Below are 24,058 nucleotides of genomic sequence, written 5' to 3' on the forward strand. Positions count from 1 at the left end.
GTGAGCGAGGATCCCCGCCCGACCGCGTCCGGCATCGGCCGCGTTCTCGTCGTCGTCTACGCCGTGCTCGCGCTCGCCGCGACCGGCCGCTCCGGCTACCAGATCGCGACGAAGTTCGCCGAGGCCCCGGTCGCGTACTCGCTCTCCGCGATCGCTGCGATCGTCTACGTCGTGGCGACCGTCGCGCTCGTCGCCCGCGGCACCGCCGCCTTACGCGTCGCCGTCGTCGCGATCGTCTTCGAGCTCGTCGGGGTACTCGCCGTCGGCGCCGCGAGCCTACTCGATCCCGCGCTCTTCCCCGATGAAACGGTGTGGTCGCGCTTCGGGCAGGGGTACCTGTTCATCCCCCTCGTGCTGCCCGTCCTCGGGCTCCTGTGGCTGCGCCGCGTGCATCGCGCCCGCCGCGCCTCGACCGTCGCCGCGACCGAGGCGCCGTCGTGACCGACGCGCGCATCCTCGACGGCCTCGACGGGGTCCCCGTCGACGACCGGCGCGCGATCGTGACGATCGGGAAGTTCGACGGCGTCCATCGCGGTCACCGCGCCGTGATCGCGGGCATGCGCGAGCGCGCGGGCGAGGCCCGTGTCGCGGTCGTGACGTTCGACCGGCACCCCGCCTCCGTGCTCGCGCCCGATCGAGCGCCCTCTCCGCTGCTGAGCGTGGCCCAGAAGACCGAGGCGCTCGTCGAGGCCGGCGCCGACCTCGTCGTCGTGCTGCCGTTCACGCGCGAGCTCGCGAGCTGGGGCCCGGATGAATTCGTTCAGCGCGTGCTCGTCGATGCTCTGCGCGCGAGCGAGGTCGTCGTCGGCTCCGACTTCCGGTACGGCGCGCGCGGTGCGGGCTCGGTCGAGACGCTCCGCGAGGAGGGGGAGCGCTTCGGCTTCACCGTCTCGCTCATCGACGACGTGTGCGAGCAGGACGGGCGGCGCGTGTCGTCGACGGGCATCCGCGAGGCGCTCGATGCCGGCCGCCTGGAGGACGCGACGGAGGCCCTCGGCCGCTATCCGCGCATCCGCTCGCTCGTCGTGCCCGGCCACCAGCGAGGGCGCGAACTCGGCTACCCGACCGCGAACCTCGGCCACAACGCCGAGGGGTACATCCCCGCCGACGGCGTGTACGCGACCTGGCTGCACGTCGAGGGCGAGCGCTACCCGGCGGCGACGAGCGTCGGCAACAATCCGACCTTCGGCGACGTCGCCGACAAGACCGTCGAGGCGCACGCGATGGATGTCGCGCTCGACCTGTACGGCAAGACGGTCGAGCTCGAGTTCGTGCGGTGGATGCGCGGCATGAGGAAGTTCGAGTCCGCCCGAGCCCTCGCGATCCAAATGGGGCGCGACGAGGAGGAGATCCGCGGCGTACTCGGCATCGGAGGCGCCACCGGGCCCGCGGGCGCGGCCGACGCCGCCGTCTCGGGCTGAGCGCGGCTCGCGCCGCACTAGAGTCTGATCGTGCCCGACCGCCTGCTCTCGCCGCGCGGGGGCAGGCTCCTCGGCGTGCTGGGCATCGTGCTCATCGCCCTCAACATCCGCACCGCGGTCGCGGGCCTCGCGCCGCTCGCGGGCCTCATCGACGCCGAGATCCCCCTCGACGCGACCGCGATCGGCCTGCTCGGCGTGGTGCCGCCCGTCGCGTTCGCCGTCTCCGGGCTCCTCGCGCCCTGGGTCGCGCACCGCATCGGCCTCGAGCGGGCGCTCCTCTTCGCGGTCGTCACCATGATCGCCGGTCATCTGCTGCGCGGCGCCGCGCTCGACTACCCCGGGCTCCTCGCGAGCACGCTCGTCGTGCTCATGGGCGCCGGCTTCGGCAACATACTGCTGCCGCCGGCGGTCAAACGGTACGCGCCCGGGCGCATCGGCGCGGTCACCGCCGCCTACGCGACCATGATGTCGATCTCGACCGCGCTGCCCCCGCTCATCGCCGTGCCGATCGCCGATGCGGCGAGCTGGCGACTGTCGCTCGCGGTGTGGGGCGCGGTCGGGGTTCTCGCGCTCATCCCGTGGGTCGTCCTCGCGGCGCGACCGCCGCATCCCGTCGTCACCGAGCCGGTGACCGTCATCGAGGTCGATGCTCCCTCGACGAGCGCGGACGCGGACGTCGCCGACCCGGTCGACGAGCCCGACACGCGCCAGTTCGGCCGCCTCGCTCGCTCGCGCGTCGTGTGGGGCATCACGATCCCCTTCGCGGTCTCGGGCGTCACGGCCTACTCGACCTTCGCCCTCATGCCGCTGCTGCTCGAGGATCTCGCGGGCGTCGATGCGGCCCGTGCCGGCGCGCTCGTCGGCCTGTTCGCGATCGTGGGTCTTCCGCTCTCGCTCGCGACCCCGGTGATCACTGCACGGCTGCGATCGCCCGCGCCGATCATGATCGTCTCTGTCGTGGCGTTCTCCGTCGGGTTCCTCGGGCTCCTGCTCGCGCCGACGCTCGCGACGCCGCTGTGGATGATCGCGCTCGGCGCGGGCCAGGTGCTCTTCCCGATGTGCCTCGCCCTCATCGGGCTCCGCAGTCGCACCTCGCACCGCGCCGTCACGGTCAGCGGATTCGTCCAGGCCATCGGCTACGGCGTCGCCGCCGTCGCCCCGCTCGCTCTCGGCGTGCTGCGCTCGGTCACGGGCAGCTGGATGCCCGCGATCGTGATCCTGCTACTCGCGGCGCTCTCGACGCTCGTCGCGATCCCGCTCCTGCGCTCGGGCGAGATGATCGACGACGAGCTGGAGCGGCGCAGGCTCTGATCGCGCTCGAGCGCCGCGGCTCGGGCCGCGACCGGCTCAGGCGACGCGTTCGGCCTGATGGATGAGCGCCGCGGCGCCGATGAGCGGCCCCTCTCCGCTCAGCGCCGATGCGACGACGCGCGTGCTGGTGACGAACGCGAAGTCGCTGTGGTGCGCGACGGCGGCCTGCACGAGGTCGATGTAGTCGTCGGCGACGTGGCTGAAGCCGCCGCCGATCGCGACGAGGTCGAGGTCGACGAGGGCGCTGGCCGAGGCGATCGCCGCGCCCACGGCGCCGGCCGAGCGCTCGATGGCGGCGCGCGCCGTCGCATCCCCCTGCCCGGCTGAGGCGGCGAGCTCCTCCCCGGTCGTGCCCGTCCAGCCCTGCGTGCGCGCCCAGGCGACGGTGCGCGGGCCCGAGGCGACCGCCTCGAGGCAGCCTCGCGCACCGCACGCGCACACGTCGTCGAAGCCGGCGACCTGCAGGTGGCCGATGTGCCCGGCGTTGCCGCTGCGCCCGGTGATGACGCGACCGTCGAGGATGACGCCGCCGCCGACTCCGGTCGACACGATCATGCCCATGACGCTCGACTCGGTCTGCGCGGCGCCGACCCACACCTCGGCGAGGGCGATGCAGATGCCGTCCATGCGCAGCGTGACCGGCAGTGCCGCGGGCAGGAGATCGCCGACGAGCTCGCCGAGCGGGTAATCGCGCCACGCGGCCAGGTTGAGAGGTGAGACGTTGCCGGTGCGACCTGCGATCGGTCCGGCCGATCCGATGCCCGCGCCGATCAGCTCGATCTCCGGTTCGGTCGCCGACTCGAGCGCGCTCTCGACCGCTTCGGTCACGGATGCCGCGAGCGCCTCGGCTGTGGACGTCGCGCCCGTGGTGCGGCGGTGCCGCGATCCCGGCAGGACCCGGCCCGTGACGTCGACGAGAGCGGCCTCGACCTTGGTGCCTCCGAGGTCGACGGCGAGGGCGTAGTCGGTCACGGGGAGTCCTCTCTGCGGTGCCGCATCGCGCGGGCCGTCGATGGACAGCGTAACGAGCGGGGGTCGCCGGCTCGAACGCCCCTCTGCTCATCTGAGCAGGCTCGCACCATATGTTGGTGGGCGACCCCCCGGCCCGCCTAGCCTGGAGCGGGGCCGCCGACGCGACGGCCCCGCCCGAACGAGGCCTCGAATCGACGACGGAGAACCATGGTGTCCACGGAGAGCGCGTCAGCCAACGAGCTGCTCGCCGTCCGAGCTGCCGAGCTCTACTACGAGGAGAACAAGACGCAGGACGAGATCGGGGCGATCCTTCGCGTCACGCGCTGGAAGGTCGGCCGACTCCTCGCCCAGGCCCGTGAGCGCGGCATCATCCGCATCGAGATCGTGCACCCGCGCGCTCGGCGGCTCGCGCTCGAGCGCGAGCTCGGCGCTCGGTTCGGGCTGCGCGACGCGATCGTCGTGCCCGCTCCGGTCGACGAGGTCGAGCTGCAGGCCCGCGTAGCCGAGGCCGCTGCCGACTATCTCGTGAGCGTGCGGCCCGTACCGCGACTGCTCGGCGTGAGCTGGGGCCGGACTCTGCACCAGGTCGCCGAGTCGCTGCCCGTGGGCTGGTCGACGGGCGTCAACGTCGTTCAGATCAACGGCGGCGTGAGCCTCTCCAAGCGCCCGGGTACGGCCGCGAGCACCGCGGTGATGATCGCGCAGAAGGCCGGAGGGCAGGCGACTCTGCTGCCGAGCCCCGCCATCCTCGAGCGACTCGAGACGAAGAGGGCGATCGAGGGCGATCGCACCGTCGGCGGCGTGGTGCAGATGGCGCGCGGCGCGGCCGCCTACCTCTTCAGCGCCGGAGTCGCCGACACATCCTCGGTGCATGTCGACAGCGGCTACCTGACGGCCGACGACATCGCCGAGCTGCGGGAGCGCGGCGCGGTCGGCGATGTGATCGGCCGCTACATCACCGCCGATGGCACGATCGCCGATCCGGAGCTCGACGCCCGCACCCTCGGTCTCGGGCTCGAAGAGCTGCGCGGCGCGACGACCGCCGTCCTCGTCATCGGCGGCGAGGCCAAGCACCCGATCGCTCGCGCGATCGTCACGCACGGGCTGTGCTCGGTGATCGTCACCGATGAGCACACCGCCCACGCGCTCCTCGACGACATCGATGAGCCCATCGCCGCCCGCCACCACGACTCGATCTCCGAAGGAACCTCGTCATGACCATCGAGCATCCGGTCGCTCTCGCTCCCGCCGATCGTGCCGTGCGCCTTCTCGGCAGCGACCTCACCGAGAAGGCCCTCCGACTGCACCTGGAGGGGCTCTCCGGCGTCGACGCCGTCGGGCTCGAGGCCCGCGCGGCCGGCCTCTCGACGCGCTCGATCAAGGCGAGCTCGAAGGCCTGGGCGCTCGACACCATCATCCGCACGTGCGACCTCACGACTCTCGAGGGCGCCGACACCCCCGGCAAGGTGCGCTCGCTCGTCGCCAAGGCCGTCACGCCCGACGCGACCGACCCGTCGACGCCCCGCGTCGCGGCGGTCTGTGTCTACGGCGACATGGTGCCGTACGCCGTCGAGGCGCTCGGCGCGCTGCACGGCGACCCCGAGCTCGGCCTCGTGTCGATCGCGGCCGTCGCGACCGCGTTCCCTTCGGGGCGCGCGAGCCTCGCGATCAAGCTCGCCGACACGCGTGAGGCGGTCGCCGCCGGCGCCGACGAGATCGACATGGTCATCGACCGCGGCGCATTCCTCTCCGGTCGCTTCGGGCTCGTCTTCGATCAGATCGTCGCCGTCAAGGAGGCCTGCCGGCGCGCCGACGGCAGCTTCGCCCAGCTCAAGGTCATCCTCGAGACCGGCGAGCTCGCCACGTACGACAACGTGCGCCGGGCATCCTGGCTCGCGATCCTCGCCGGGGCCGACTTCATCAAGACATCGACGGGCAAGGTGAGCCCCGCGGCCACGCTGCCCGTCACGCTGCTCATGCTCGAGGTGATCCGCGACTGGCACCGCCTCACGGGCGAGAGGGTCGGCATGAAGCCGGCCGGCGGCATCCGCGCCTCGAAGGATGCCGTGCGCTACCTCGTCACCGTGGCCGAGACCGTGGGCGAGGAGTGGCTGACGCCGCACCTGTGGCGCTTCGGCGCCTCGAGCCTCGTCAACGACGTGCTGCTGCAGCGACAGAAACTGCGAACCGGTCACTACAGTGGCCCCGACTACGTGACGGTGGACTGACCCATGAGCTTCCTCGAGTACGCCCCCGCGCCGGAATCGACGGCGATCCTGAACCTCAAGGCGCAGTACGGCCTCTTCATCGACGGCGAGTTCGTCGACGGCTCCGGCGAGGTGTTCGACACGATCTCGCCCGCGACGGAGGAGGTCATCGCGCGGATCGCGCAGGCCGACGCCTCAGACGTCGACCGCGCCGTCGCGGCCGCGCGCCGCTCGTACGAGAAGGTCTGGTCGCGCATGTCGGGAAGCGACCGCGGCAAGTACCTCTTCCGCATCGCCCGCCTGGTGCAGGAGCGCGCGCGCGAGCTCGCCGTCGCCGAGAGCCTCGACAACGGCAAGCCCATCCGCGAGACGCGCGACGTCGACGTGCCGCTCGTCGCCGCGTGGTTCTTCTACTACGCCGGCTGGGCGGACAAGCTCGAGTACGCGGGCCTCGGCCCTAAACCGCGCTCGCTCGGCGTCGCCGCGCAGGTGATCCCGTGGAACTTCCCGCTGCTCATGCTCGCGTGGAAGATCGCCCCCGCCCTCGCGGCCGGCAACACCGTCGTCATCAAGCCCGCTGAGACCACGTCGCTCACGGCGATGCTCTTCGCCGAGATCCTGCAGCAGGCAGACCTGCCGCCCGGCGTCGTGAACATCGTCACGGGCCCCGGCGCGACCGGTCAGGCGCTCGTCACGCACGCCGACGTCAACAAGGTCGCCTTCACGGGCTCGACCGATGTGGGCCGAACGATCGCCCGTCAGGTCGCCGGCACCTCCAAGAAGCTGACCCTCGAGCTCGGCGGCAAGGCGGCGAACATCGTCTTCGACGACGCCGCGATCGACCAGGCCGTCGAGGGCGTCGTCAACGGCATCTTCTTCAACCAGGGCCACGTCTGCTGCGCCGGTTCGCGCCTGCTCGTGCAGGAGAACGTGCACGACGAGGTCGTCGACCGCCTCAAGCAGCGCCTGTCGACGCTGCGCCTGGGCGACCCGCTCGACAAGAACACCGACATCGGTGCGATCAACTCGGCCGCTCAGCTCGAGCGCATCCGCACGCTCAGCGACACGGGCGAGAACGAGGGCGCCGAGCGCTGGCAGCTCGACTGCACGGTGCCCGACAAGGGGTTCTGGTTCCGACCGACGATCTTCACGCGCGTCTCGGCCGCGCACTCGATCGCGCGCGAGGAGATCTTCGGCCCCGTCCTGTCGGTGCTGACCTTCCGCACGCCGGAGGAGGCCGTCGCGAAGGCGAACAACACCCCGTACGGCCTCTCGGCCGGCATCTGGACGGAGAAGGCGTCGCGCATGCTCGCCCTCGCCGACCGTCTGCGCGCCGGCGTCATCTGGGCCAACACCTTCAACAAGTTCGACCCGGCGTCGCCGTTCGGCGGGTACAAGGAGTCGGGCTACGGCCGCGAGGGTGGCCGCCAAGGGCTCACCGCGTACCTCGAGTCGAGCGGCTGGCAGGCTCCGATCGAGTCGAGCGCGGCATCCTCTCGATCTGGCCGCAAGGCCCGGAAGGCGGTGGCCAAGTGAGCCGGCTCAGCGTGCCTAAGACCTACAAGCTCGCGATCGGCGGCGCGTTCCCGCGCAGCGAGAGCGGCCGCACCTACGTCGTGACGGCGCCCTCGGGCGAATTCATCGCGAACGCCTCGCTCGCCTCGCGGAAGGACGCGCGGGATGCCGTCGTCGCGGCCCGCGGCGCGCAGCCCAAGTGGGCGGGCGCGACGGCCTACAACCGCGGCCAGGTGCTCTACCGCATCGCCGAGCTGCTCGAGGGGCGTCGCGCGCAGTTCGTCGACGAGATCGTGCAGTCGGAGGGCGTCACGGCCACCGCCGCGGGCGCCCAGGTCGACGCGACGATCGACCTCTGGGTCTGGTACGCCGGCTGGGCCGACAAGTACGCGCAGCTCGCGGGCAACGGCAACCCCGTCTCCGGCCCGTACTTCAACCTCTCGGTGCCCGACGCGACGGGCGTCGTCGCGGCGATCGCGCCGCAGGATTCCACCGGCGTCTCGCTGCTCGGCCTCGCGGCGGTCGTCGCACCCATCGTGCTCTCGGGCAACACGGTCGTCGTCGTCGCGAACGAGGCGGCGCCCCTCTCGGCCATCTCGCTCGCGGAAGTGCTTGCGACGTCGGACGTGCCGGGCGGAGTCGTCAACGTGCTCACCGGCTCGCCCGCCGAGCTCGCGCCGTGGCTCGCGTCGCACGCTGACGTCAACGCGCTCGACCTCGCCGGGGCCGGCTCGCTCGCCGACGGCGCGTGGGTCGACCTGCAGATCTCTGCGGCCGAGACGCTCAAGCGCGTCCTCCCGCCCGTCGAGGGGGCCCCGGCGCCCTCCCTCGAGCGGATCACCGCCTTCGTCGAGACGAAGACGGTCTGGCACACGAAGGCGATGCTCTAGCGCTCGCCCTCGTGCCCGGCGGGCCGGTCCTTGTGGTGGGGGCCGGCCCGCCCTTCCTCGCGCGTCAGTCGGTGCGAGCCGGGTCGTTCCCGCGCGGCACGCGCACGAGCACCTCGGCCGGGGGGAGGAACTCGCCCGTGCGCTCGACCTCGTGGACGAGCGCGACCATCGCGGCGTTCACCGGCGTGGGGATGTGCAGTCGAGCCGCGGCATCCGCGACCGCCCCGTTGAGGGCGTCGATCTCGGTGCTCCGACCCCGACGGATGCTTTGCAGCGTCGACGCGGGGTTCGGCACGTCTCCCATGCGCGCGGCGAGCGATCGCGGCAGCCGCTCGGCGTGCGCCGAGTCGTCCGCGAGCAGCTCCTCGACCTGCGCGGCGCCCACGGAGCCCAGCTGCGCCCACTTCACCCCGAGCGCCCGGCCGACGACCGCCGTCTCGACCATGCCGCGCGCGAGGACGCGCCGGAGCCCGTCGTGGGCGACGACCTGCTGCACGCTGAGCCCGGTGATCGCGGGGAGAGCGTTGACCTGGTTGACGAGCAGCTTCGTCCACTGGGCCCCGCGCACGTCGTCGGTCACCGTCACCTCCTCGGGAAGCGCGGCGCGCAGGGCGGGCAGGGCAACGGCGATGGCGGCCGCGTCGCCGGCGAGCGTGAGAGGCGCGGGCCCCGTCACCGACACATGCCCCGGCACGACGAGGCTCGCGGCGAAGAGCGCGAAACCGATGGCGACGGGGGAGTGCGGCAGGGCATCGCGCGCCGCGTCGGCGCCGCCGAGGCCGTTCTGCACGACGAGCACCGGGGTTCCGTCGCAGCCCGTGATCGCGCTCAGCGCCGCCGCCGAGTCGTGCGCCTTCGTCGCGAGCACGATGAGATCGACGGGCGGCTCGACGCGCTCGACGACCGGCACGCGGGCGAGGAACGAGCCCCAGCCGCCGGAGAGCTCCAGTCCGTCGCGCGCGATCGCTGCGCCGTGCTCGCCCCGGGCGGTCACGACGACGTCGTCGCCCGCGCGCGACAGGAGCGCGGCGAGCACGCCGCCGATAGCCCCCGCCCCTACGACCGCGATCCGCACCTGGGCATCCTACGACCGCGCTAGCGTGGGGCGGTGCCCACCGGACTCCTCCTCGTCGACAAGCCCGCCGGACTCACGAGCCACGACGTCGTCGCCCGCGCCCGTCGTGCGCTCGGCACTCGCAAGGTCGGCCACGCCGGCACGCTCGACCCGCTCGCGACGGGGCTCCTGACGCTCGGCGTCGGGTCGGCGACGCGCCTGCTCACCTACCTCGTCGGGCTCGACAAGACGTACGAGACGACGATCGTGCTGGGGCGCGCGACGACGACCGACGACTCGGAGGGCGAGTTCGTCGGCGAGCAGGCGGCTGCTGGCGCGCTCGACGCCCTCACCGACGAGCGCTTCGCCGCCGCGGTCTCCGCGCTCACGGGCCTGATCGAGCAGGTGCCGAGCGCCGTGAGCGCGATCAAGGTCGACGGTCGCCGCGCCTACGATCGCGTCCGCGCCGGCGAACAGGTCGAACTGAAGGCCCGCGCCGTCACGATCGCAGCCTTCGACGTGCTCGCCGTGCGCCGCCTGCCCGGTCGCGTGGACGAGGCGCCGACGATTGAGGTGGATGCCCGCATCGACTGCTCGTCCGGCACCTACATCCGAGCGCTGGCCCGCGATCTCGGCGCGGGCCTCGGCGTCGGCGGCCACCTGCGCGCCCTGCGGCGCACGCGCGTCGGACCGTTCGACGTCGCCCATGCCGTGAGCCTCGAGCAGCTCGCCGAGAACGGACCGGCGGGCCTGACGTCGTCGGCCACGGTCGCCGAGCGGCTCTTCCCCGTCCTGCACGTCACCGACGAGCAGGCGCGCGATCTCGGCCACGGCAAGAAGCTCGCCCTGCCCGAGCTCGACGACACGGAGACGCTCGCCGCGATCGACGGCGCGGGCCGGCTCGTCGGGCTCGTGAGCGCGCGTGCGGGCGTCGGCCGTACGCTGGTGGGGTTCCCGATCGACGCGGAGTGAGCATCCGCCACTCTCGTCGCGACGCACCGGCACGCGCGACGCGTCCGTCACCCAGGAGTCAGCAGTGATCGAGTGGTTCACGACCGCGCAGGTCGCCGTCGCCGTCGTCGTCGGCATCGTGTGCCTCATCGCCGGCGGAATCGGCCGGGCGCCGAGCGACCTCACCCACGGGCTCACCGCGTTCGTCGCCGTCCTGCTGCTCGCGCAGATCGTCGTGTCTATCGTCGCGCCGTTCGTCGGCAATGATCCGACCGGCGACCCCGTCGAGTACTGGGTGTACCTGATCTCGGCGCTGCTGCTTCCGCTGCTCGCGATCGTGTGGGGGCTCGTCGACCGCTCGCGCTGGTCGACCATCGTGCTCGGCGTCGTGAGCCTCGCCGTCGCCGTCATGGTCTACCGCATGGGGCAGATCTGGTTCGTGCAGGTCGCGTAGCGCCTGGCTCTCGCGCGGTTCGCGCTCGCGCCCGCAATGCCTGTCAGGCCGCCGCGACCCCCGGCAGTGACTCGATGACGTCGAGCACCGCGTCGAGCCCCTCGGCGATCGTGGGCACGACGATGAGAGCGCCCGTCTGGCGCAGAGCATCCACCGTGTAGACGCCCGTGGCGACCGCGATGAAGGGGATGCCCGCCGCGACCGCCGCGATGTCGTCGCGCGGGGTGTCGCCGATGATGACGAGCCTCTCGTCGGGCAGGGCCGAGCGGGCGGCGAGGGTGATGTCGCGGCGCTCGCGGGAGCGGTCGCCGAAGAACGAGCGGCTCCAGTCGAAGAGATCGGGCTCGAGGCCGGCCCCGGCGAGCTTCACGCGCGAGCGCGTGGCCGAGTTGCCCGTGAGGAGGGCGTTGATCCAGCCGCGGTCGGCGGCTGCGGCGATCGCCTGGGGGATGCCCGGGGCGATCGCGCGACGATCGCCCGCCTTCGCGCGTTCGACCGAGAGCGCATCGAGCGCCGCGACGGCGTCGTCGTGCAGCTCGGCGTCGAGGTCGAACGCCTCGAGGATCTCGAACAGGATCTGCCCGTCCGTCTTGCCGTGCGCCCGAGGGAGCGGCGGATGAAGCGCGCGGCCCGCCGCGGCCTCGACGGCGGCGTGGTACAGCTCGCCGCCGCCCGACGCCGCGTTGAACAGGAGGGTGCCGTCGACATCCCAGAGGATCGTGGTGGTGGTCACCTCCCCATCCAACCAGCACGGGCCGCGCGCCCCGCCCGCGCGAGTGTCGACAACTCAGGACTAGTCCGCGCGCGGCTCGCGTCGACAACTCAGGACTAGCGGTGCTCGCGCCTCGATCTGCCGCGGCCGAGCATCCCGCGCCGCATGCTGCAGGGCGATAGTCCTGAGTTCTCGACGGGCTCCTTGTCCTGAGTTCTGCACGCGCCGGTAGTCCTGAGTTTTCGACGGCCGCGGCGGGCGGGCGCCCTGCTGCGCCCTGCGAGAATCGAGTCGTGCCCAGCGCTCTGCCCCTCGCCGACCCGGCTCCCGCCGACGGGTCGCTCCCGGCGACGGTGCGCGACGGCGCCGAGCAGCGCGACTTCGGCGTGTACCTGCACGTACCGTTCTGCCGGGTGCGGTGCGGATACTGCGACTTCAACACGTACACCGCGAGCGAGATCCGCGGCGTGAAGCAGAGCGACTTCGCCGATCAGGCGATCGCCGAGCTCGAGCTGGCCGCGCGCGTCCTCGATGACGCGGGCTTCCCGCCGCGCCCCGCGAGCACGGTGTTCTTCGGCGGCGGCACTCCGACGCTTCTGCCCGCGACCGACCTCGCCCGCATGCTCGCCGCCGTCGAGCGGCTCTTCACCCTCGCACCCGGCGCCGAGATCACGACCGAGGCCAACCCCGACTCGATCGACGCCGCGGGCCTGCAGACCCTCACCGAGGCCGGCTTCACGCGCGTGAGCATCGGCATGCAGTCCGCGGTCCCGCGCGTGCTCGCGACGCTCGAGCGCACGCACGACCCCGCGAACGTGACCCGCCGCGTCGCAGAGGCGCGCGCCGCAGGCCTCGCCGTGAGCCTCGACCTCATCTACGGAACTCCCGGCGAATCCGAGTCTGACTGGCACGCGAGCCTCGACGCCGCGCTCGAGCAGCGCCCCGACCACATCAGCGCCTACGCACTCATCGTCGAGGAGGGAACGAAGCTCGCCCGTCAGATCGCCCGCGGCGAGGTGCCGCCCGTCGACGACGACCTGCACGCGACGATGTACGAGGCGGCGGATGCCCGGCTGAGTCAGGCGGGCTACTCCTGGTACGAGGTCAGCAACTGGGCGCTCGCGACCACCGATGGCGGAGCGAGCCGTCGCTCGCGCCACAACCGCGCCTACTGGACGGGGCAGGACTGGTGGGGAGTAGGCCCAGGGGCGCACAGCCACATCGGCGGCGTGCGGTTCTGGAACGTCAAGCACCCCGCCGCGTACGCCCAGCGCCTCACCGCGGGGGAGTCACCGGCTGCCGGTCGGGAGACCCTCGACGACGAGACCCGCCGCATCGAGCGCGTGCTGCTCGAGACGCGCCTCGCCAGGGGGCTGCCGGCGAGCCTGCTCGAGCCCGCGGGCCGCCGCGAGGTCGCCGGGCTCATCGCGGACGGCCTGGTCGACCCGGCCGCCGCGCTCGCGGGCCGCGTCGTGCTCACCCTCCGAGGGCGGCTGCTCGCCGACGCGGTCGTGCGTCGGCTGCTCGACTGACGACGCCGGTCGGCTACCGCAGGAAGGCGATGGTCAGCGGGTAGCTGTAGAACTCCCCGCGCCCGGCGGAGATCGCAGCCATGATGCTGAGCACGAAGAAGACGATGGCCACGGCGGCCATGATGAAGAAGCCGACGATGAGCCAGGAGGTCGCGAGACCCACGAGGTAGGCGATCGTGACCGTGAGGTGGAAGTTGAGTGCCGTCGCGCTGTGGTGCCGGATGAACGGCCCGCGGTCGCGCAGGACGAGGTAGATCACGAGCGGTGCGATGACCGGGATGAACAGCCCGCCGACGTGCGTCAGGATCGCCCACGTCTTCTCGTCCTCGGGGCGCATCGGGTTCGGCGTCGAGGCGTGGGGGCTGGCGGGCGGCTGCTGGGTCATGCTCGACACTATGCCCCTGCGGGCCTGCGCTCGAACGAGGAACGGGGCCAGGCCTCCGGCCGGACCCCGTTCACGATCGCCGTGCGCCTACTTGATGAAGCGCACCGAGACCGGGTAGCGGTAGTGGTTGCCGTCCTTGGCCTGAACGAAACCGAGGATCGAGAAGATCACCGAGGCGATCCAGATGAGCGGGGCGAGGAAGCCGAGCAGCCCGCCGAGTCCGAAGGTCACCGCAGCGAGGATCGCGGCGACGATCTGCAGCGCGATGTACGCGATGCCGACGGTGATCTGGAAGTTCAGGGCCTCCTTGGACTCCACTCGCGTGAAGCTCCCGCGGTCCTTGAAGACGAGGTAGATGATGAGAGACGGCAGGATCCAGAGGATGCCGCCGAGGTGGGCGAAGGACGCCCACTGGCGGTCCTCCGCCTCGCTGAGCGGAGCCGCGGATGCCGCGGCGGGGGGTGTCGTGGAATCGGTCATGGGCGTGCTGCCTTTCGATGCGTCCGATTGAGTGGGTGGAACTCAGGCACAAAATAGCGCTCGACCGCCGCGCGGGCAATCACCGCCGCTCGGTGCGCCGGGGTAGAATTGGCAGTCAGCCGAGGCGAGTGCTAGCACTAGCCATCCGCCCCGCCCTCCCGCGGCGCGAACGGCTGGATGCCCGGACGGGCCGAGCGGAGAGGAGCGCACATGGTCTCGGAGCGCGCTCTCCACGTCCTGCGGGCGATCGTGCAGGACTACGTCGCCTCCCGTGAGCCCGTGGGCTCGAAGGCGATCGTCGAGCGCCACCAGTTCGGCGTGAGCGCCGCGACGATCCGCAACGACATGGCGCAGCTCGAGGAGGAGGAGCTCATCGCGGCTCCCCACACCTCCTCCGGCCGCGTGCCGACCGACAAGGGCTACCGGCTCTTCGTCGACCAGCTGCAGGATCTCCGGCCGCTGAGCGCCGGCCAGCGCCAAGCGATCGCCGCCTTCCTCGACCAGTCGGTCGACCTCGACGACGTCTTCGCCCGCACGGTGCGACTGCTCGCGAGCCTCACGAACCAGGTCGCCCTCGTTCAGTACCCGACCCTCGGGCATGCGCGGGTTCGGCACGTCGAGCTCGTGCCCCTGTCGACCACCCGCGTCATGACCGTCTTCATCACGGATGGCGGACGCGTCGACCAGCGCATCATCGAGCTGCCCGCCGAGGCCGACGAGGTCTTCCTCGGCGAGCTGCGCGCGAAGATCAACTCGGCTCTCGCCGGTCGGTCGCTCAGCGACGTCACAGATCTCGCCCCGAAGCTCGACGAGCAGTTCGCCCCCGATCGCCGCCCGGCCGTCTCAGTCGTCGCCGAGGCCCTGCTCGGGCACGTGGATGCGCATCGCAGCGACCGCCTCGTCATGGCCGGGGCGGCGAACCTGGTGCGCACGGAGTCCGACTTCGCCGGCAGCGTCTACCCGGTGCTCGAGGCCATCGAGGAGCAGGTGACCCTCCTGAAGCTCTTCCGCGAGATGGAGCTCGACCAGCACGGTCTCTCGGCCCGCATCGGCCGCGAGAACGACGACGTGCTGCGCGAGACGGCCGTCGTCACGAGCGCGTATCGAGTCGGATCAGATCTCTCGGCCAAACTCGGGGTCCTCGGCCCCACCCGGATGGACTACTCGAACAACATGGCAGCCGTTCGCGCCGTCGCGCGCTACGTGTCCCGGCTGCTCGGTGAGGAATAAGTGGCAGATCATTACGAGGTTCTCGGCATCGCCCGCGACGCGAGCGCCGATGACATCAAGAAGGCGTATCGGAGGCTCGCGCGCGAGCTGCACCCCGACGTCAACCCGAGCGGAGAGGCGGCCGAGCGCTTCAAGCTCGTGACACACGCCTACGACGTTCTGAGCGACCCGACCCAGCGCCAGCAGTACGACCTGGGAGGCTCCGGAGGCTTCGGCGGCGGCGCGGGGTTCAACGGCTTCGGTGACATCTTCGAGACCTTCTTCGGCGGGTCGCAGCAGCAGCGCGGCCCCCGCTCCCGGCGCGAGCGCGGCCAGGATGCCCTGCTGCGCGTCGAGGTGGAGCTCGAGGAGATCGTCTTCGGCACGACCCGCCAGCTAGAGGTCGACACGGCCGTGCTCTGCGAGACCTGCGCGGGTTCGTGCTGCTCGCCGGGCACGAGCCCGCAGACGTGCGACATCTGCCGCGGCTCCGGGCAGATCCAGCGCACCGTCCGCAGCCTGCTCGGCAATGTCATGACGTCTAGCCCCTGCGGCTCGTGCCGCGGCTTCGGCACGGTGATCCCGAGCCCGTGCCCGACGTGCGCCGGCCAGGGGCGCGTCCGGGCCCGCCGCACGATGCCCGTCGACATCCCCGCGGGCGTCGATACGGGCCTGCGCATCCAGCTCCCCGGCCAGGGCGAGGTCGGTCCCGCCGGCGGCCCCAATGGCGATCTGTACCTCGAGATCAAGGTCAAGACGCACGAGACCTTCAGCCGCTCGGGCGACGACCTCCTGGCGACGCTCGAGGTGCAGATGACCGACGCCATCCTCGGCACGACGGCGACGCTGCGCTCTCTCGACGGCGACGTGCGCATCGACATCAAGCCGGGCACGCAGAGCGCCGAGGTCATCACGATCAAAGAGCGCGGCATCACGCGCCTGCGCGGCGCCGGTCGCGGCGACCTCAAGATCGGCATCCAGGTCGTCACCCCCGTGCGCCTGAACAGCAAGGAGACCAAGCTCATCCAGGAGTTCGCGGGCTCCCGCCGCCCCCTGCCCCCCGAGTTCTCGACCTTCCAGCAGGGCATCTTCTCCAAGCTCCGCGACCGGTTCCTCAACCTGTAGGCCCGCGCGTGGCGCACTTCTACCTCGACGACTCGCTCGCGGCGCAGCTCGCGGGGGCGGATGCCCCGCTCGGCGCGATCGTGCGGCTGACGGGCCCCGACGCCCGGCACGCGAGCACGGTCTCGCGCGTGCGGCCAGGCGAGCACCTGCGCCTCGGCGACGGGGCAGGGACGATCGTCGAGGGAGAGGTCGTCGAGGCGAGCCCGCAGGAGGTCGCCGTTCGCGTCGAGCACGTCGAGCGCGCGCCCGAGCCCCGCCCGCGCATCGTCCTCGTGCAGGCGCTCGCGAAGGGGGATCGCGACGAGCTCGCGATCCAGGCGGCGACCGAGCTCGGGGTCGACGCGATCGTGCCGTGGCAGGCGGCGCGGAGCATCTCGCGGTGGGACGCGGCGAAGGCCGAGAAGGGTCGCGCGCGCTGGGCGACGATCGTGCGCGAGGCGAGCAAGCAGGCGATCCGGCCATGGGTGCCCGAGGTCGCGCCGCTCGCGACGACGGCCGCGATCGCGGGGCTCGCAACCTCGGCGACCGTCTTCGTCCTCGATCCGCTCGCCGAGCATCCGCTCACCGCTCTCGATCGGGACGCGCTCGGCGACCGCGATGTCGTCCTCGTCGTCGGGCCCGAGGGCGGGATCGCGCCGGAGGAGCTCGCCGCGCTCGCGGCAGCGGGCGCGCGCGGCGTGCGCCTCGGGCAGACGGTGCTGCGCACCTCGACCGCGGGCCCCGCCGCGATCGCCGTGCTCTCCGCCGCGCTCGGCCGCTGGTGACGGCACCCGACCTCGACCGCCAGCTCGCGCCCGACGTGCGCGAGAGCCCCGAGTCGCTGCTCGCTCTCGCCGCCCGACTGCGACCGGGAGCGACACCGCGGCCGCTCTGGCGCAACGACCTCGGCGGATGGACGGTTCGGCTCCGCGCCAGCGATGGCGCCGCCGTCGCGCGCAGCGCGGACGACGCGGTGCTGAAGCGGGTGCCCGCCGCGACCCTCGCCGCGCACCCGCTCGAGCCGACTCCGCACGCGGAGTCGGATCGACTCCGGTGGCTCGCCGGGCGGCATCCCGCGCCCGAGGCGCTCGATGCAGGCGACGACGACGGAGGCCAGTGGCTGCTGACGCGCACGATCACCGCCGAGACCGCCGTCTCCCGGCGGTGGTGCGGGGAGCCGGAGACGGCCGTCCGGGCGCTCGGGGAGGGACTGCGGACTCTCCACGACTCGCTCGACGTCGCCGCGTGCCCGTGGCGCTACGAGGGCGCATCGCCCGCACCCGTCCCGGCGGAGCTGCGCGAGCCGTTCGCCGTCGACCGCGTCGTGGTGCACGGCGACGCGTGCGCGCCGAACACTCTGCTGGATGCCTGCGGCCGGTGGGTCGCGCACGTCGACCCGGGCGCGCTCGGGATCGGCGATCGCTCGCTCGACCTCGCGGTCGGCGCCCAGTCGCTGAGCTGGAACTACGGCCCGGGCTGGGAGGCCGAGAACTTCGCCGCCTACGGCGTGCGGCCCGACGACGGGCGACTCCGCGCGTGGCGCGACTGGTGGAACGCCGAGTCACGCACGCTGGGAGCGAACCCGGCGGCGAACCGGCGCGCAACCCCGTCCCGGGTGCCGAGCGGCGCTCTAGAATGGTCGTCATGACCCCGACCGAGCCGGCCTCCGAGCCCACGATCTTCGAGCGCATCATCGCGCGCGAGATCCCGGCCGACATCCTGCTCGAGAACGAGCGGCTCATCGCGATCCGCGACATCGCCCCGCAGGCCCCCGTGCACCTGCTCGTGATCCCGAAGACCGCGCAGCACCGCACCGTCGCCGAGCTCGCCGCCGCCGACCCCGAGCTCCTCACCGAGCTCGTCGCCACGGCGCAGCGGCTCGCCGACGAGTACGCCGACGGCGACTTCCGGCTCGTCTTCAACTCGGGAGCCGGTGCCGGGCAGACCGTCTTCCACGTGCACGCGCACGTCCTCGCCGGCTCGCTCGCCGAGGGGTCACTTGCCCACTGACGATTCCACCCCTGCCGTGCCCGGGCACGTCGAGATCGAGGTCGACGGGGTCGCCATGGTTCGGCTCCTCGGCCCGCAGGACCGCCTGCTGCGCACGCTCGAGCAGCAGTACGCGAACGTCGACGTGCACGTGCGCGGCAATCAGATCACCCTCGACGGAGACCCCGCCGAGGTACAAGCGGCCAGCGCGCTGGTCGGGGAGCTCATCACCATGACCCGTAACGGACACGACCTCGGCGAAGTCGACGTGGCCAGTTCGGCACGCATTCTCGAGCAGGGCGCCGGGAGCCCCGCCGACGTGCTCAGCCAGGCCATCCTCACGAGCCGCGGCAAGAGCATCCGCCCGAAGACCCTCGGGCAGAAGGCCTACGTCGACGCGATCGACCTGAACACGATCGTCTTCGGCATCGGCCCCGCAGGCACAGGCAAGACGTACCTCGCGATGGCGAAGGCCGTGCAGGCCCTCCAGCGCAAAGAGGTCGACCGGATCATCCTCACGCGGCCCGCCGTTGAGGCGGGGGAGCGACTGGGCTTCCTGCCCGGCACCCTCACCGACAAGATCGACCCGTACCTCCGGCCGCTCTACGATGCGCTCAACGAGATGATGGATCCGGAGCTCGTGCCGAAGCTCCTCGCGACCGGTGTCGTCGAGGTCGCTCCGCTCGCCTACATGCGCGGGCGCACGCTCAACAGCTCGTTCATCGTGCTCGACGAGGCGCAGAACACGAGCCCCGAGCAGATGAAGATGTTCCTCACGCGCCTCGGCTTCGGCTCGAAGATGGTCATCACGGGCGACATCACGCAGGTCGATCTCCCGATGGGCGCGAGCGGACTCCAGCTCGTGACGCGCGTGCTCGACGACATCGACGACATCCACTTCGCCCGCCTCACGAGCGACGACGTCGTGCGCCACACCCTCGTCGGCCGCATCGTCGATGCGTACACGACCTACGACGCCGAGCGGATGGCGCAGAAGCACGAGCGGGAGAGCGCGCGCGAGGGCGAGCCCGGTGCCGAGGGCGAGAATCGGGCGGCGCGCCGATCGGGGCTGCAGCGTGATCGCAGCACGGGCCTCCGTCGCAACCCCCGACGAGGGAGCTGGTAGTCGTGGCCGTCGAGATCAACAACGAATCCGGCGTGGAGGTCGACGACGAGGCGCTGCAGCGTCTCGCCCTCCACGCCTTCGACTTCCTCAACGTGCACCGCGACGCCGAGCTCGCGATCGTGCTCGTCGACGAGGGTGCGATGGAGCAGCTGCACCTGCAGTGGATGGACGAGCCCGGCCCCACCGACGTGCTGAGCTTCCCGATGGACGAGCTGCGGCCCGGCTCGGACGACGAGCCCACCCCGCCCGGCCTCCTCGGCGACATCGTGCTGTGCCCGCAGGTCGCGATCGCCCAGGCCGAGGCCGCCGGCCACTCGACGCTCGACGAGCTGCTGCTGCTCACCACGCACGGGCTCCTGCATCTGCTCGGCTTCGACCACGCCGAGCCCGAGGACGAGAAGGAGATGTTCGGCGTGCAGCGCGATGTCCTCGTGGGCTTCGCGCTCGCCGAACGCAAGCGCACCACATGATCACCGTCGTCTTCTTCGTCGTCGCCGGCATCCTCGTCGCCTTCGGCGGGCTCCTCGCCGCGATCGACGCGGCGCTCGGAGTCGTCAGCCGCACCGACCTCATCGATCTCGCCTCCCGCAAGAAGAGCCCGCGGACCCTCCTCGCGGTCTCCTCCGACGTCGGCGCGCACGTCAACGCCGTCAACTTCCTCCGCATCGTCGCCGAGACGATCGCCGCGGTGCTCATCACGCTCGCCTTCGCCGCGATCCTCGACGAGTGGTGGCTCGTCCTCACGGTGAGCGCGCTCATCATGATCGGGGTCTCGTTCGTGCTCGTCGGCTCGAGCCCGCGCAGCGTCGGGCGCGCGCACCCGCGCGAGCTCCTGGGTCTCACCGGCGGCCTCGTACGGGGAGTGCGCGTCATGCTCGGCCCACTCGCCGACCTCCTCGTCTACCTCGGCAATCGCGTGACGCCCGGCCGACCGCGCAGCGCGACCTTCTCGAGCGAGGAGCAGCTGCTCAGCATGGTCGACGAGGCCACCGACCTCGACGTGCTCGAGGTCGAGGACCGCGAGCTCATCCACTCGATCTTCGAGTTCAACGACACGATCGTGCGCGAGGTGATGGTGCCGCGCACCGACATGGTCACGCTGGAGCGCGAGCTCACCGTCACCGACGCCATGAGCCTCTTCCTCGCGCGGGGGGTCTCGCGCATCCCCGTCGTCGGCGAGGACTCGGACGACGTCCTCGGCGTCGTGTACCTGCGCGACGCTGCGCGCATGGCCTACGAGACGCCCGAGGCGTGCGCGACCACGACCGTCGAGGAGCTCGCGAAGACCGCTCTCTTCCTGCCCGAGTCGAAGAAGGCCGACGACGCCCTGCGCCAGATGCAGGTCGAGTCGAACCACCTCGCCCTCGTCGTCGACGAGTACGGCGGAATCGCCGGGCTCGTGACGATGGAGGACCTCATCGAGGAGCTCGTCGGCGAGATCAGCGACGAGTACGACCGCGAGATCTCGACCTCCGAGCAGCTGGATGAGGACCGTTTCCGAGTGAGCGCGCGCATGCCCGTCGACGAGCTCGGCGACCTCTTCGGCATCGAGCTCGACGACGATGACGTCGACTCCGTCGGCGGCCTGCTGACGAAGCACCTCGGCCGGCTGCCCGTCGCCGGGTCGACCACGATCGTCGATGGGATCATCCTCACCGCCGAGCGCACAGAGGGGCGCCGCAAGCGTGTCGTGACCGTCCTCGTCGAGGCCGGTGAGGCCCTCAAGGATGCCCGCCGCGCCTTCTCGGCCGCGTCACCGCCGTCTCCGGCTTCCGCCCCCGCTCCCGACCTCGGCTGAGCGAGGCCCCGACATGACCGATCGCCCCCGCAAGCCCCGCTCCGGCGGCGCCGACTCCGATCCGCTGCCCGAGCACCGCGCCGGATTCGTGACCTTCGTCGGCCGGCCCAACGTCGGCAAGTCGACCCTCACGAACGCGCTCGTCGGCGAGAAGGTCGCGATCACCAGCTCGAAGCCGCAGACCACCAGGCGAGCGATCCGGGGGATCGTGCATCGGGCATCCGGCCAGTTGATCGTCGTGGACACGCCCGGCATGCACCGTCCGCGCACGCTGCTCGGCGAGCGCCTCAACGCCGTCGTGCAGGACACGCTCGGCGACGTCGACGTCATCGGCTTCTGCGTGCCCGCGAACGAGCCCATCGGGCCGGGCGACCGCTACATCAACGAGCAGCTCGACTCCTTCCCGCGCACGCGCAAGGTCGCGATCGTCACCAAGACCGACGTCGCGGGCCCGACGAGGGTCGCCGAGCAGCTGCACGCCGTGTCGCAGCTGCGCGAGTGGGACGAGATCATCCCGCTCTCGGCGCTCACGGGCGACCAGGTCGAGCTCCTCGCCGATGAGCTCATCGGTCTCATGCCCGTGTCCCCGCCGCTGTACGGCGAGGAGGCCGTCACGGACGAGACCGAGGACGACCGGGTCGCCGAGCTCATCCGCGAGGCCGCGCTCGAAGGGGTGAGCGACGAGCTGCCGCACTCTCTCGCCGTCACGATCGACGAGATGGCCGAGCGCGCGCCGGGCGGCGTCATCGACATCTACGCCAACGTCTGGGTCGAGCGCGACAGCCAGAAGGGCATCATCATCGGGCACAAGGGCTCGCGCCTGACCGAGGTCGGCACGCGCGCGCGGCTCGAGATCGAGAAGATGCTCGGCCGGCGCGTGTTCCTCAAGCTGCACGTCAAGGTCGCCAAGGAATGGCAGCGCGACCCGAAGCAGCTCGGGCGACTCGGGTTCTGACACCCGTTGTTGCGGGCGGCGGATGCTCTGCGCCCGCCGGGCGTGGCTCGAGCATCCCGCCCTCTGCTCGTTCGCGCACCCGCGCGGCCCGGGTGTACCCTGAGACCGTGTTCGGCCAGCTCCTTCTTCGCTGCCGCGACGAGGCTTAGACCCTTAGCCTCCCTCGTCGCGGAGTTCGTCGTCGGCTGAAACCCCAGACCTACGAACCGCCAGGAGCACTTCATGCAGAACCGTCAGCAGCCCTCGGGCATGCCGATCCACAAGTACGAGCCGTACCAGTCGGCCCTCCCCGTCTCATTGCCCGATCGCACGTGGCCGAGCGCGACGATCACGCAGGCGCCGCGCTGGTGCGCCGTCGACCTCCGCGACGGCAACCAGGCCCTCATCGACCCGATGAGCCCCGAGCGCAAGCGCATCATGTTCGACCTGCTCGTGCGGATGGGCTTCAAGGAGATCGAGGTCGGGTTCCCGTCGGCGAGCCAGACCGACTTCGACTTCGTGCGCCACCTCATCGAGGACGACCTGATCCCCGACGACGTCACGATCCAGGTGCTGACGCAGTCGCGCGAGCACCTCATCGCCCGCACCTACGAGTCGATCCGGGGCGCCAAGCGCGCGATCGTGCACTTCTACAACTCGACCTCGGCGCTGCAGCGCGAGGTCGTCTTCCGCACCGACGTCGAGGGCGTGAGAGAGATCGCGCTGCAGGGCGCCCGCTGGTGCCAGCAGTACGAGTCGACCGTGCCCGGCACCGAGGTCTTCTACGAGTACAGCCCCGAGAGCTACACGGGCACCGAGCTCGAGACCGCGCTCGAGATCTGCAACGCCGTCATCGAGCAGCTGCAGCCGACGCCCGAGCGCCAGCTGATCATCAACCTGCCGGCCACGGTCGAGATGGCGACGCCGAACGTGTACGCCGACTCCATCGAGTGGATGCACCGGCGCCTCGCGCGGCGCGACTCGATCATCCTGAGCCTGCACCCGCACAACGACCGCGGCACGGCCGTCGCAGCCGCCGAACTCGGCTACATGGCCGGCGCCGACCGCATCGAGGGGTGCCTGTTCGGCAACGGTGAGCGCACCGGCAACGTCGACCTCGTCGCTCTCGGCATCAACCTGTTCACGCAGGGCATCGACCCGCAGCTCGACTTCAGCGACCTCGACGAGATCAAGCGCACCGCCGAGTACTGCAACCAGCTCAAGGTGCACGAGCGCAGCCCCTGGGCCGGCGACCTCGTCTACACGGCCTTCAGCGGATCGCACCAGGACGCCATCAAGAAGGGCTTCGAGGCGATGGATGCTCGTGCCGCCGCCTCGGGGGTGAGCGTCGACGACCTCATCTGGGGTGTTCCCTACCTGCCCGTCGACCCGAAGGACCTCGGCCGCACCTACGAGGCTGTCATCCGCGTCAACTCGCAGTCGGGCAAGGGCGGCGTCGCCTACCTGCTCAAGGCCGACCACAAACTCGACCTGCCGCGCAAGCTGCAGATCGAGTTCAGCGGGGTCGTGCAGGCGAAGACCGACGCCGAGGGCGGCGAGGTCACGTCGGAGCAGATCTGGGAGATCTTCCAGGACGAGTACCTGCCAGCCGCTGTCGCCGACGAGAAGTGGGGCCGGTTCGAGCTGCTCTCGACCCGCACGGCCTCGGACATGACCGGCGAGGTGCGCCTCGACGCGACGCTGCGCGACGGCCAGGCGATCGACGGCGTCTCGGCGACGGGCAACGGGCCGATCGCTGCGTTCCTGTCGATCATGGAGTCGGAGGGCATCGCGATCCGCCTGTTCGACTACGTCGAGCACGCGCTCTCGGCCGGCGGGGATGCCCTCGCCGCCGCCTACGTCGAGCTCGAGGTGAACGGACGCACGCTCTGGGGCGTGGGCATCGACGCCGACATCTCCACCGCCTCACTCAAGGCGGTCGTCTCGGCGGTCAACCGCGCGATCCGGCTCGAGTCGCCCGATCGCGAGCTCGTCGGCGCCTCCTAGCCGCCCC

25 protein-coding genes are annotated in these 24,058 nt (G+C 71.5%); 20 read left to right on the top strand and 5 right to left on the bottom strand.

Translation table 11 applies throughout. The features are described from left to right. From FHX53_RS02380 to FHX53_RS02390, 3 genes are read left to right on the top strand one after another with little or no spacing between them, the layout of a single operon-like run. On the top strand, positions 1 to 441 hold the full coding sequence (locus tag FHX53_RS02380) for a hypothetical protein (RefSeq protein ID WP_182489742.1): 441 nt from the start codon (positions 1 to 3) through the stop codon (positions 439 to 441). Next, the gene (locus FHX53_RS02385) at positions 438 to 1,421 is read left to right on the top strand and encodes a bifunctional riboflavin kinase/FAD synthetase (RefSeq protein WP_343050757.1); all 984 of its coding nucleotides are present in this window, start codon (positions 438 to 440) and stop codon (positions 1,419 to 1,421) included. Before FHX53_RS02380 ends, FHX53_RS02385 begins: the two co-directional genes overlap by 4 nt. Before the next feature lie 30 nt (positions 1,422 to 1,451). Beyond that, positions 1,452 to 2,732: an MFS transporter gene (locus tag FHX53_RS02390; RefSeq protein ID WP_182489743.1), complete on the top strand. Its 1,281-nt coding sequence runs from the start codon at positions 1,452 to 1,454 to the stop codon at positions 2,730 to 2,732. A gap of 36 nt (positions 2,733 to 2,768) precedes the next feature. Here FHX53_RS02390 and FHX53_RS02395 read toward each other — a convergent pair whose 3' ends face one another. Beyond that, positions 2,769 to 3,704, bottom strand: a complete 936-nt coding sequence (locus FHX53_RS02395) for an ROK family protein (RefSeq protein ID WP_182489744.1) — start codon at positions 3,702 to 3,704, stop codon at positions 2,769 to 2,771. 207 nt (positions 3,705 to 3,911) lie between these two features. Here FHX53_RS02395 and FHX53_RS02400 point away from each other — a divergent pair, with 207 nt between their 5' ends. From FHX53_RS02400 to FHX53_RS02415, 4 genes are read left to right on the top strand one after another with little or no spacing between them, the layout of a single operon-like run. Beyond that, entirely contained in the window at positions 3,912 to 4,922 is a 1,011-nt protein-coding gene (locus FHX53_RS02400) for a sugar-binding transcriptional regulator (protein WP_182489745.1), read from the top strand. Further along, positions 4,919 to 5,932 carry a deoxyribose-phosphate aldolase gene (gene deoC, locus FHX53_RS02405; RefSeq protein ID WP_182489746.1) on the top strand — a complete coding sequence of 338 codons (1,014 nt, stop codon included), beginning with the start codon at positions 4,919 to 4,921 and terminating at the stop codon, positions 5,930 to 5,932. Before FHX53_RS02400 ends, deoC begins: the two co-directional genes overlap by 4 nt. A gap of 3 nt (positions 5,933 to 5,935) precedes the next feature. After that, positions 5,936 to 7,447, top strand: a complete 1,512-nt coding sequence (locus tag FHX53_RS02410) for an aldehyde dehydrogenase family protein (RefSeq protein WP_182489747.1) — start codon at positions 5,936 to 5,938, stop codon at positions 7,445 to 7,447. Next, positions 7,444 to 8,316: an aldehyde dehydrogenase family protein gene (locus FHX53_RS02415; RefSeq protein WP_182489748.1), complete on the top strand. Its 873-nt coding sequence runs from the start codon at positions 7,444 to 7,446 to the stop codon at positions 8,314 to 8,316. The genes FHX53_RS02410 and FHX53_RS02415 overlap by 4 nt, the downstream gene beginning before the upstream one ends. Positions 8,317 to 8,380: 64 nt before the next feature. On the opposite strand, the gene FHX53_RS02420 is transcribed toward FHX53_RS02415, so the two are convergent. Next, complete coding sequence (locus tag FHX53_RS02420) at positions 8,381 to 9,391, bottom strand: 2-dehydropantoate 2-reductase (protein WP_182489749.1); 1,011 nt, start codon at positions 9,389 to 9,391, stop codon at positions 8,381 to 8,383. Between the two features lie 33 nt (positions 9,392 to 9,424). Here FHX53_RS02420 and truB point away from each other — a divergent pair, with 33 nt between their 5' ends. Continuing rightward, positions 9,425 to 10,342, top strand: coding sequence for a tRNA pseudouridine(55) synthase TruB (gene truB / locus FHX53_RS02425; protein WP_182489750.1), 918 nt, complete (start codon positions 9,425 to 9,427; stop codon positions 10,340 to 10,342). A 64-nt stretch (positions 10,343 to 10,406) separates the two neighbouring features. After that, entirely contained in the window at positions 10,407 to 10,775 is a 369-nt protein-coding gene (locus FHX53_RS02430) for a hypothetical protein (protein ID WP_182489751.1), read from the top strand. A gap of 43 nt (positions 10,776 to 10,818) precedes the next feature. On the opposite strand, the gene FHX53_RS02435 is transcribed toward FHX53_RS02430, so the two are convergent. Beyond that, the gene (locus FHX53_RS02435; RefSeq protein WP_343050758.1) at positions 10,819 to 11,508 is read right to left on the bottom strand and encodes an HAD family hydrolase; all 690 of its coding nucleotides are present in this window, start codon (positions 11,506 to 11,508) and stop codon (positions 10,819 to 10,821) included. Positions 11,509 to 11,780: 272 nt separating this feature from the next. Between FHX53_RS02435 and hemW the strand changes: the two genes are divergently transcribed. Beyond that, positions 11,781 to 13,019, top strand: a complete 1,239-nt coding sequence (gene hemW, locus FHX53_RS02440) for a radical SAM family heme chaperone HemW (protein ID WP_182489753.1) — start codon at positions 11,781 to 11,783, stop codon at positions 13,017 to 13,019. A gap of 13 nt (positions 13,020 to 13,032) precedes the next feature. On the opposite strand, the gene FHX53_RS02445 is transcribed toward hemW, so the two are convergent. Both FHX53_RS02445 and FHX53_RS02450 read right to left on the bottom strand, forming a co-directional pair. Further along, positions 13,033 to 13,404, bottom strand: coding sequence for a DUF4870 domain-containing protein (locus FHX53_RS02445; protein ID WP_246335382.1), 372 nt, complete (start codon positions 13,402 to 13,404; stop codon positions 13,033 to 13,035). An 87-nt stretch (positions 13,405 to 13,491) separates the two neighbouring features. After that, on the bottom strand, positions 13,492 to 13,884 hold the full coding sequence (locus FHX53_RS02450) for a DUF4870 domain-containing protein (protein ID WP_182489754.1): 393 nt from the start codon (positions 13,882 to 13,884) through the stop codon (positions 13,492 to 13,494). Positions 13,885 to 14,094: 210 nt separating this feature from the next. Here FHX53_RS02450 and hrcA point away from each other — a divergent pair, with 210 nt between their 5' ends. The 10 genes from hrcA (at position 14,095) to leuA (ending at position 24,051) form a co-directional block, all read left to right on the top strand. Continuing rightward, complete coding sequence (gene hrcA, locus FHX53_RS02455; RefSeq protein WP_182489755.1) at positions 14,095 to 15,114, top strand: heat-inducible transcriptional repressor HrcA; 1,020 nt, start codon at positions 14,095 to 14,097, stop codon at positions 15,112 to 15,114. After that, the gene (gene dnaJ, locus FHX53_RS02460) at positions 15,115 to 16,218 is read left to right on the top strand and encodes a molecular chaperone DnaJ (RefSeq protein WP_182489756.1); all 1,104 of its coding nucleotides are present in this window, start codon (positions 15,115 to 15,117) and stop codon (positions 16,216 to 16,218) included. Between the two features lie 8 nt (positions 16,219 to 16,226). Then, entirely contained in the window at positions 16,227 to 16,982 is a 756-nt protein-coding gene (locus FHX53_RS02465; RefSeq protein WP_182489757.1) for a 16S rRNA (uracil(1498)-N(3))-methyltransferase, read from the top strand. After that, positions 16,979 to 17,845, top strand: coding sequence for a phosphotransferase (locus tag FHX53_RS02470; RefSeq protein WP_220476077.1), 867 nt, complete (start codon positions 16,979 to 16,981; stop codon positions 17,843 to 17,845). The genes FHX53_RS02465 and FHX53_RS02470 overlap by 4 nt, the downstream gene beginning before the upstream one ends. After that, the gene (locus tag FHX53_RS02475) at positions 17,842 to 18,207 is read left to right on the top strand and encodes a histidine triad nucleotide-binding protein (RefSeq protein WP_182489758.1); all 366 of its coding nucleotides are present in this window, start codon (positions 17,842 to 17,844) and stop codon (positions 18,205 to 18,207) included. Before FHX53_RS02470 ends, FHX53_RS02475 begins: the two co-directional genes overlap by 4 nt. Beyond that, positions 18,197 to 19,312 (top strand): PhoH family protein, encoded by a 1,116-nt coding sequence (locus FHX53_RS02480; protein ID WP_425488295.1) that lies wholly within the window; start codon positions 18,197 to 18,199, stop codon positions 19,310 to 19,312. Before FHX53_RS02475 ends, FHX53_RS02480 begins: the two co-directional genes overlap by 11 nt. 2 nt (positions 19,313 to 19,314) lie before the next feature. Next, positions 19,315 to 19,782, top strand: a complete 468-nt coding sequence (gene ybeY / locus FHX53_RS02485; RefSeq protein WP_182489759.1) for an rRNA maturation RNase YbeY — start codon at positions 19,315 to 19,317, stop codon at positions 19,780 to 19,782. After that, positions 19,779 to 21,110: a hemolysin family protein gene (locus tag FHX53_RS02490; RefSeq protein WP_182489760.1), complete on the top strand. Its 1,332-nt coding sequence runs from the start codon at positions 19,779 to 19,781 to the stop codon at positions 21,108 to 21,110. The genes ybeY and FHX53_RS02490 overlap by 4 nt, the downstream gene beginning before the upstream one ends. A 13-nt stretch (positions 21,111 to 21,123) precedes the next feature. Beyond that, the gene (gene era, locus FHX53_RS02495) at positions 21,124 to 22,065 is read left to right on the top strand and encodes a GTPase Era (RefSeq protein ID WP_182489761.1); all 942 of its coding nucleotides are present in this window, start codon (positions 21,124 to 21,126) and stop codon (positions 22,063 to 22,065) included. A gap of 222 nt (positions 22,066 to 22,287) precedes the next feature. Further along, positions 22,288 to 24,051, top strand: a complete 1,764-nt coding sequence (leuA, locus tag FHX53_RS02500; protein ID WP_182489762.1) for a 2-isopropylmalate synthase — start codon at positions 22,288 to 22,290, stop codon at positions 24,049 to 24,051. Positions 24,052 to 24,058: the final 7 nt, after the last annotated feature.

It is taken from the genome of Microcella alkalica, assembly GCF_014137945.1.
Lineage (GTDB): Bacteria > Actinomycetota > Actinomycetes > Actinomycetales > Microbacteriaceae > Microcella > Microcella alkalica.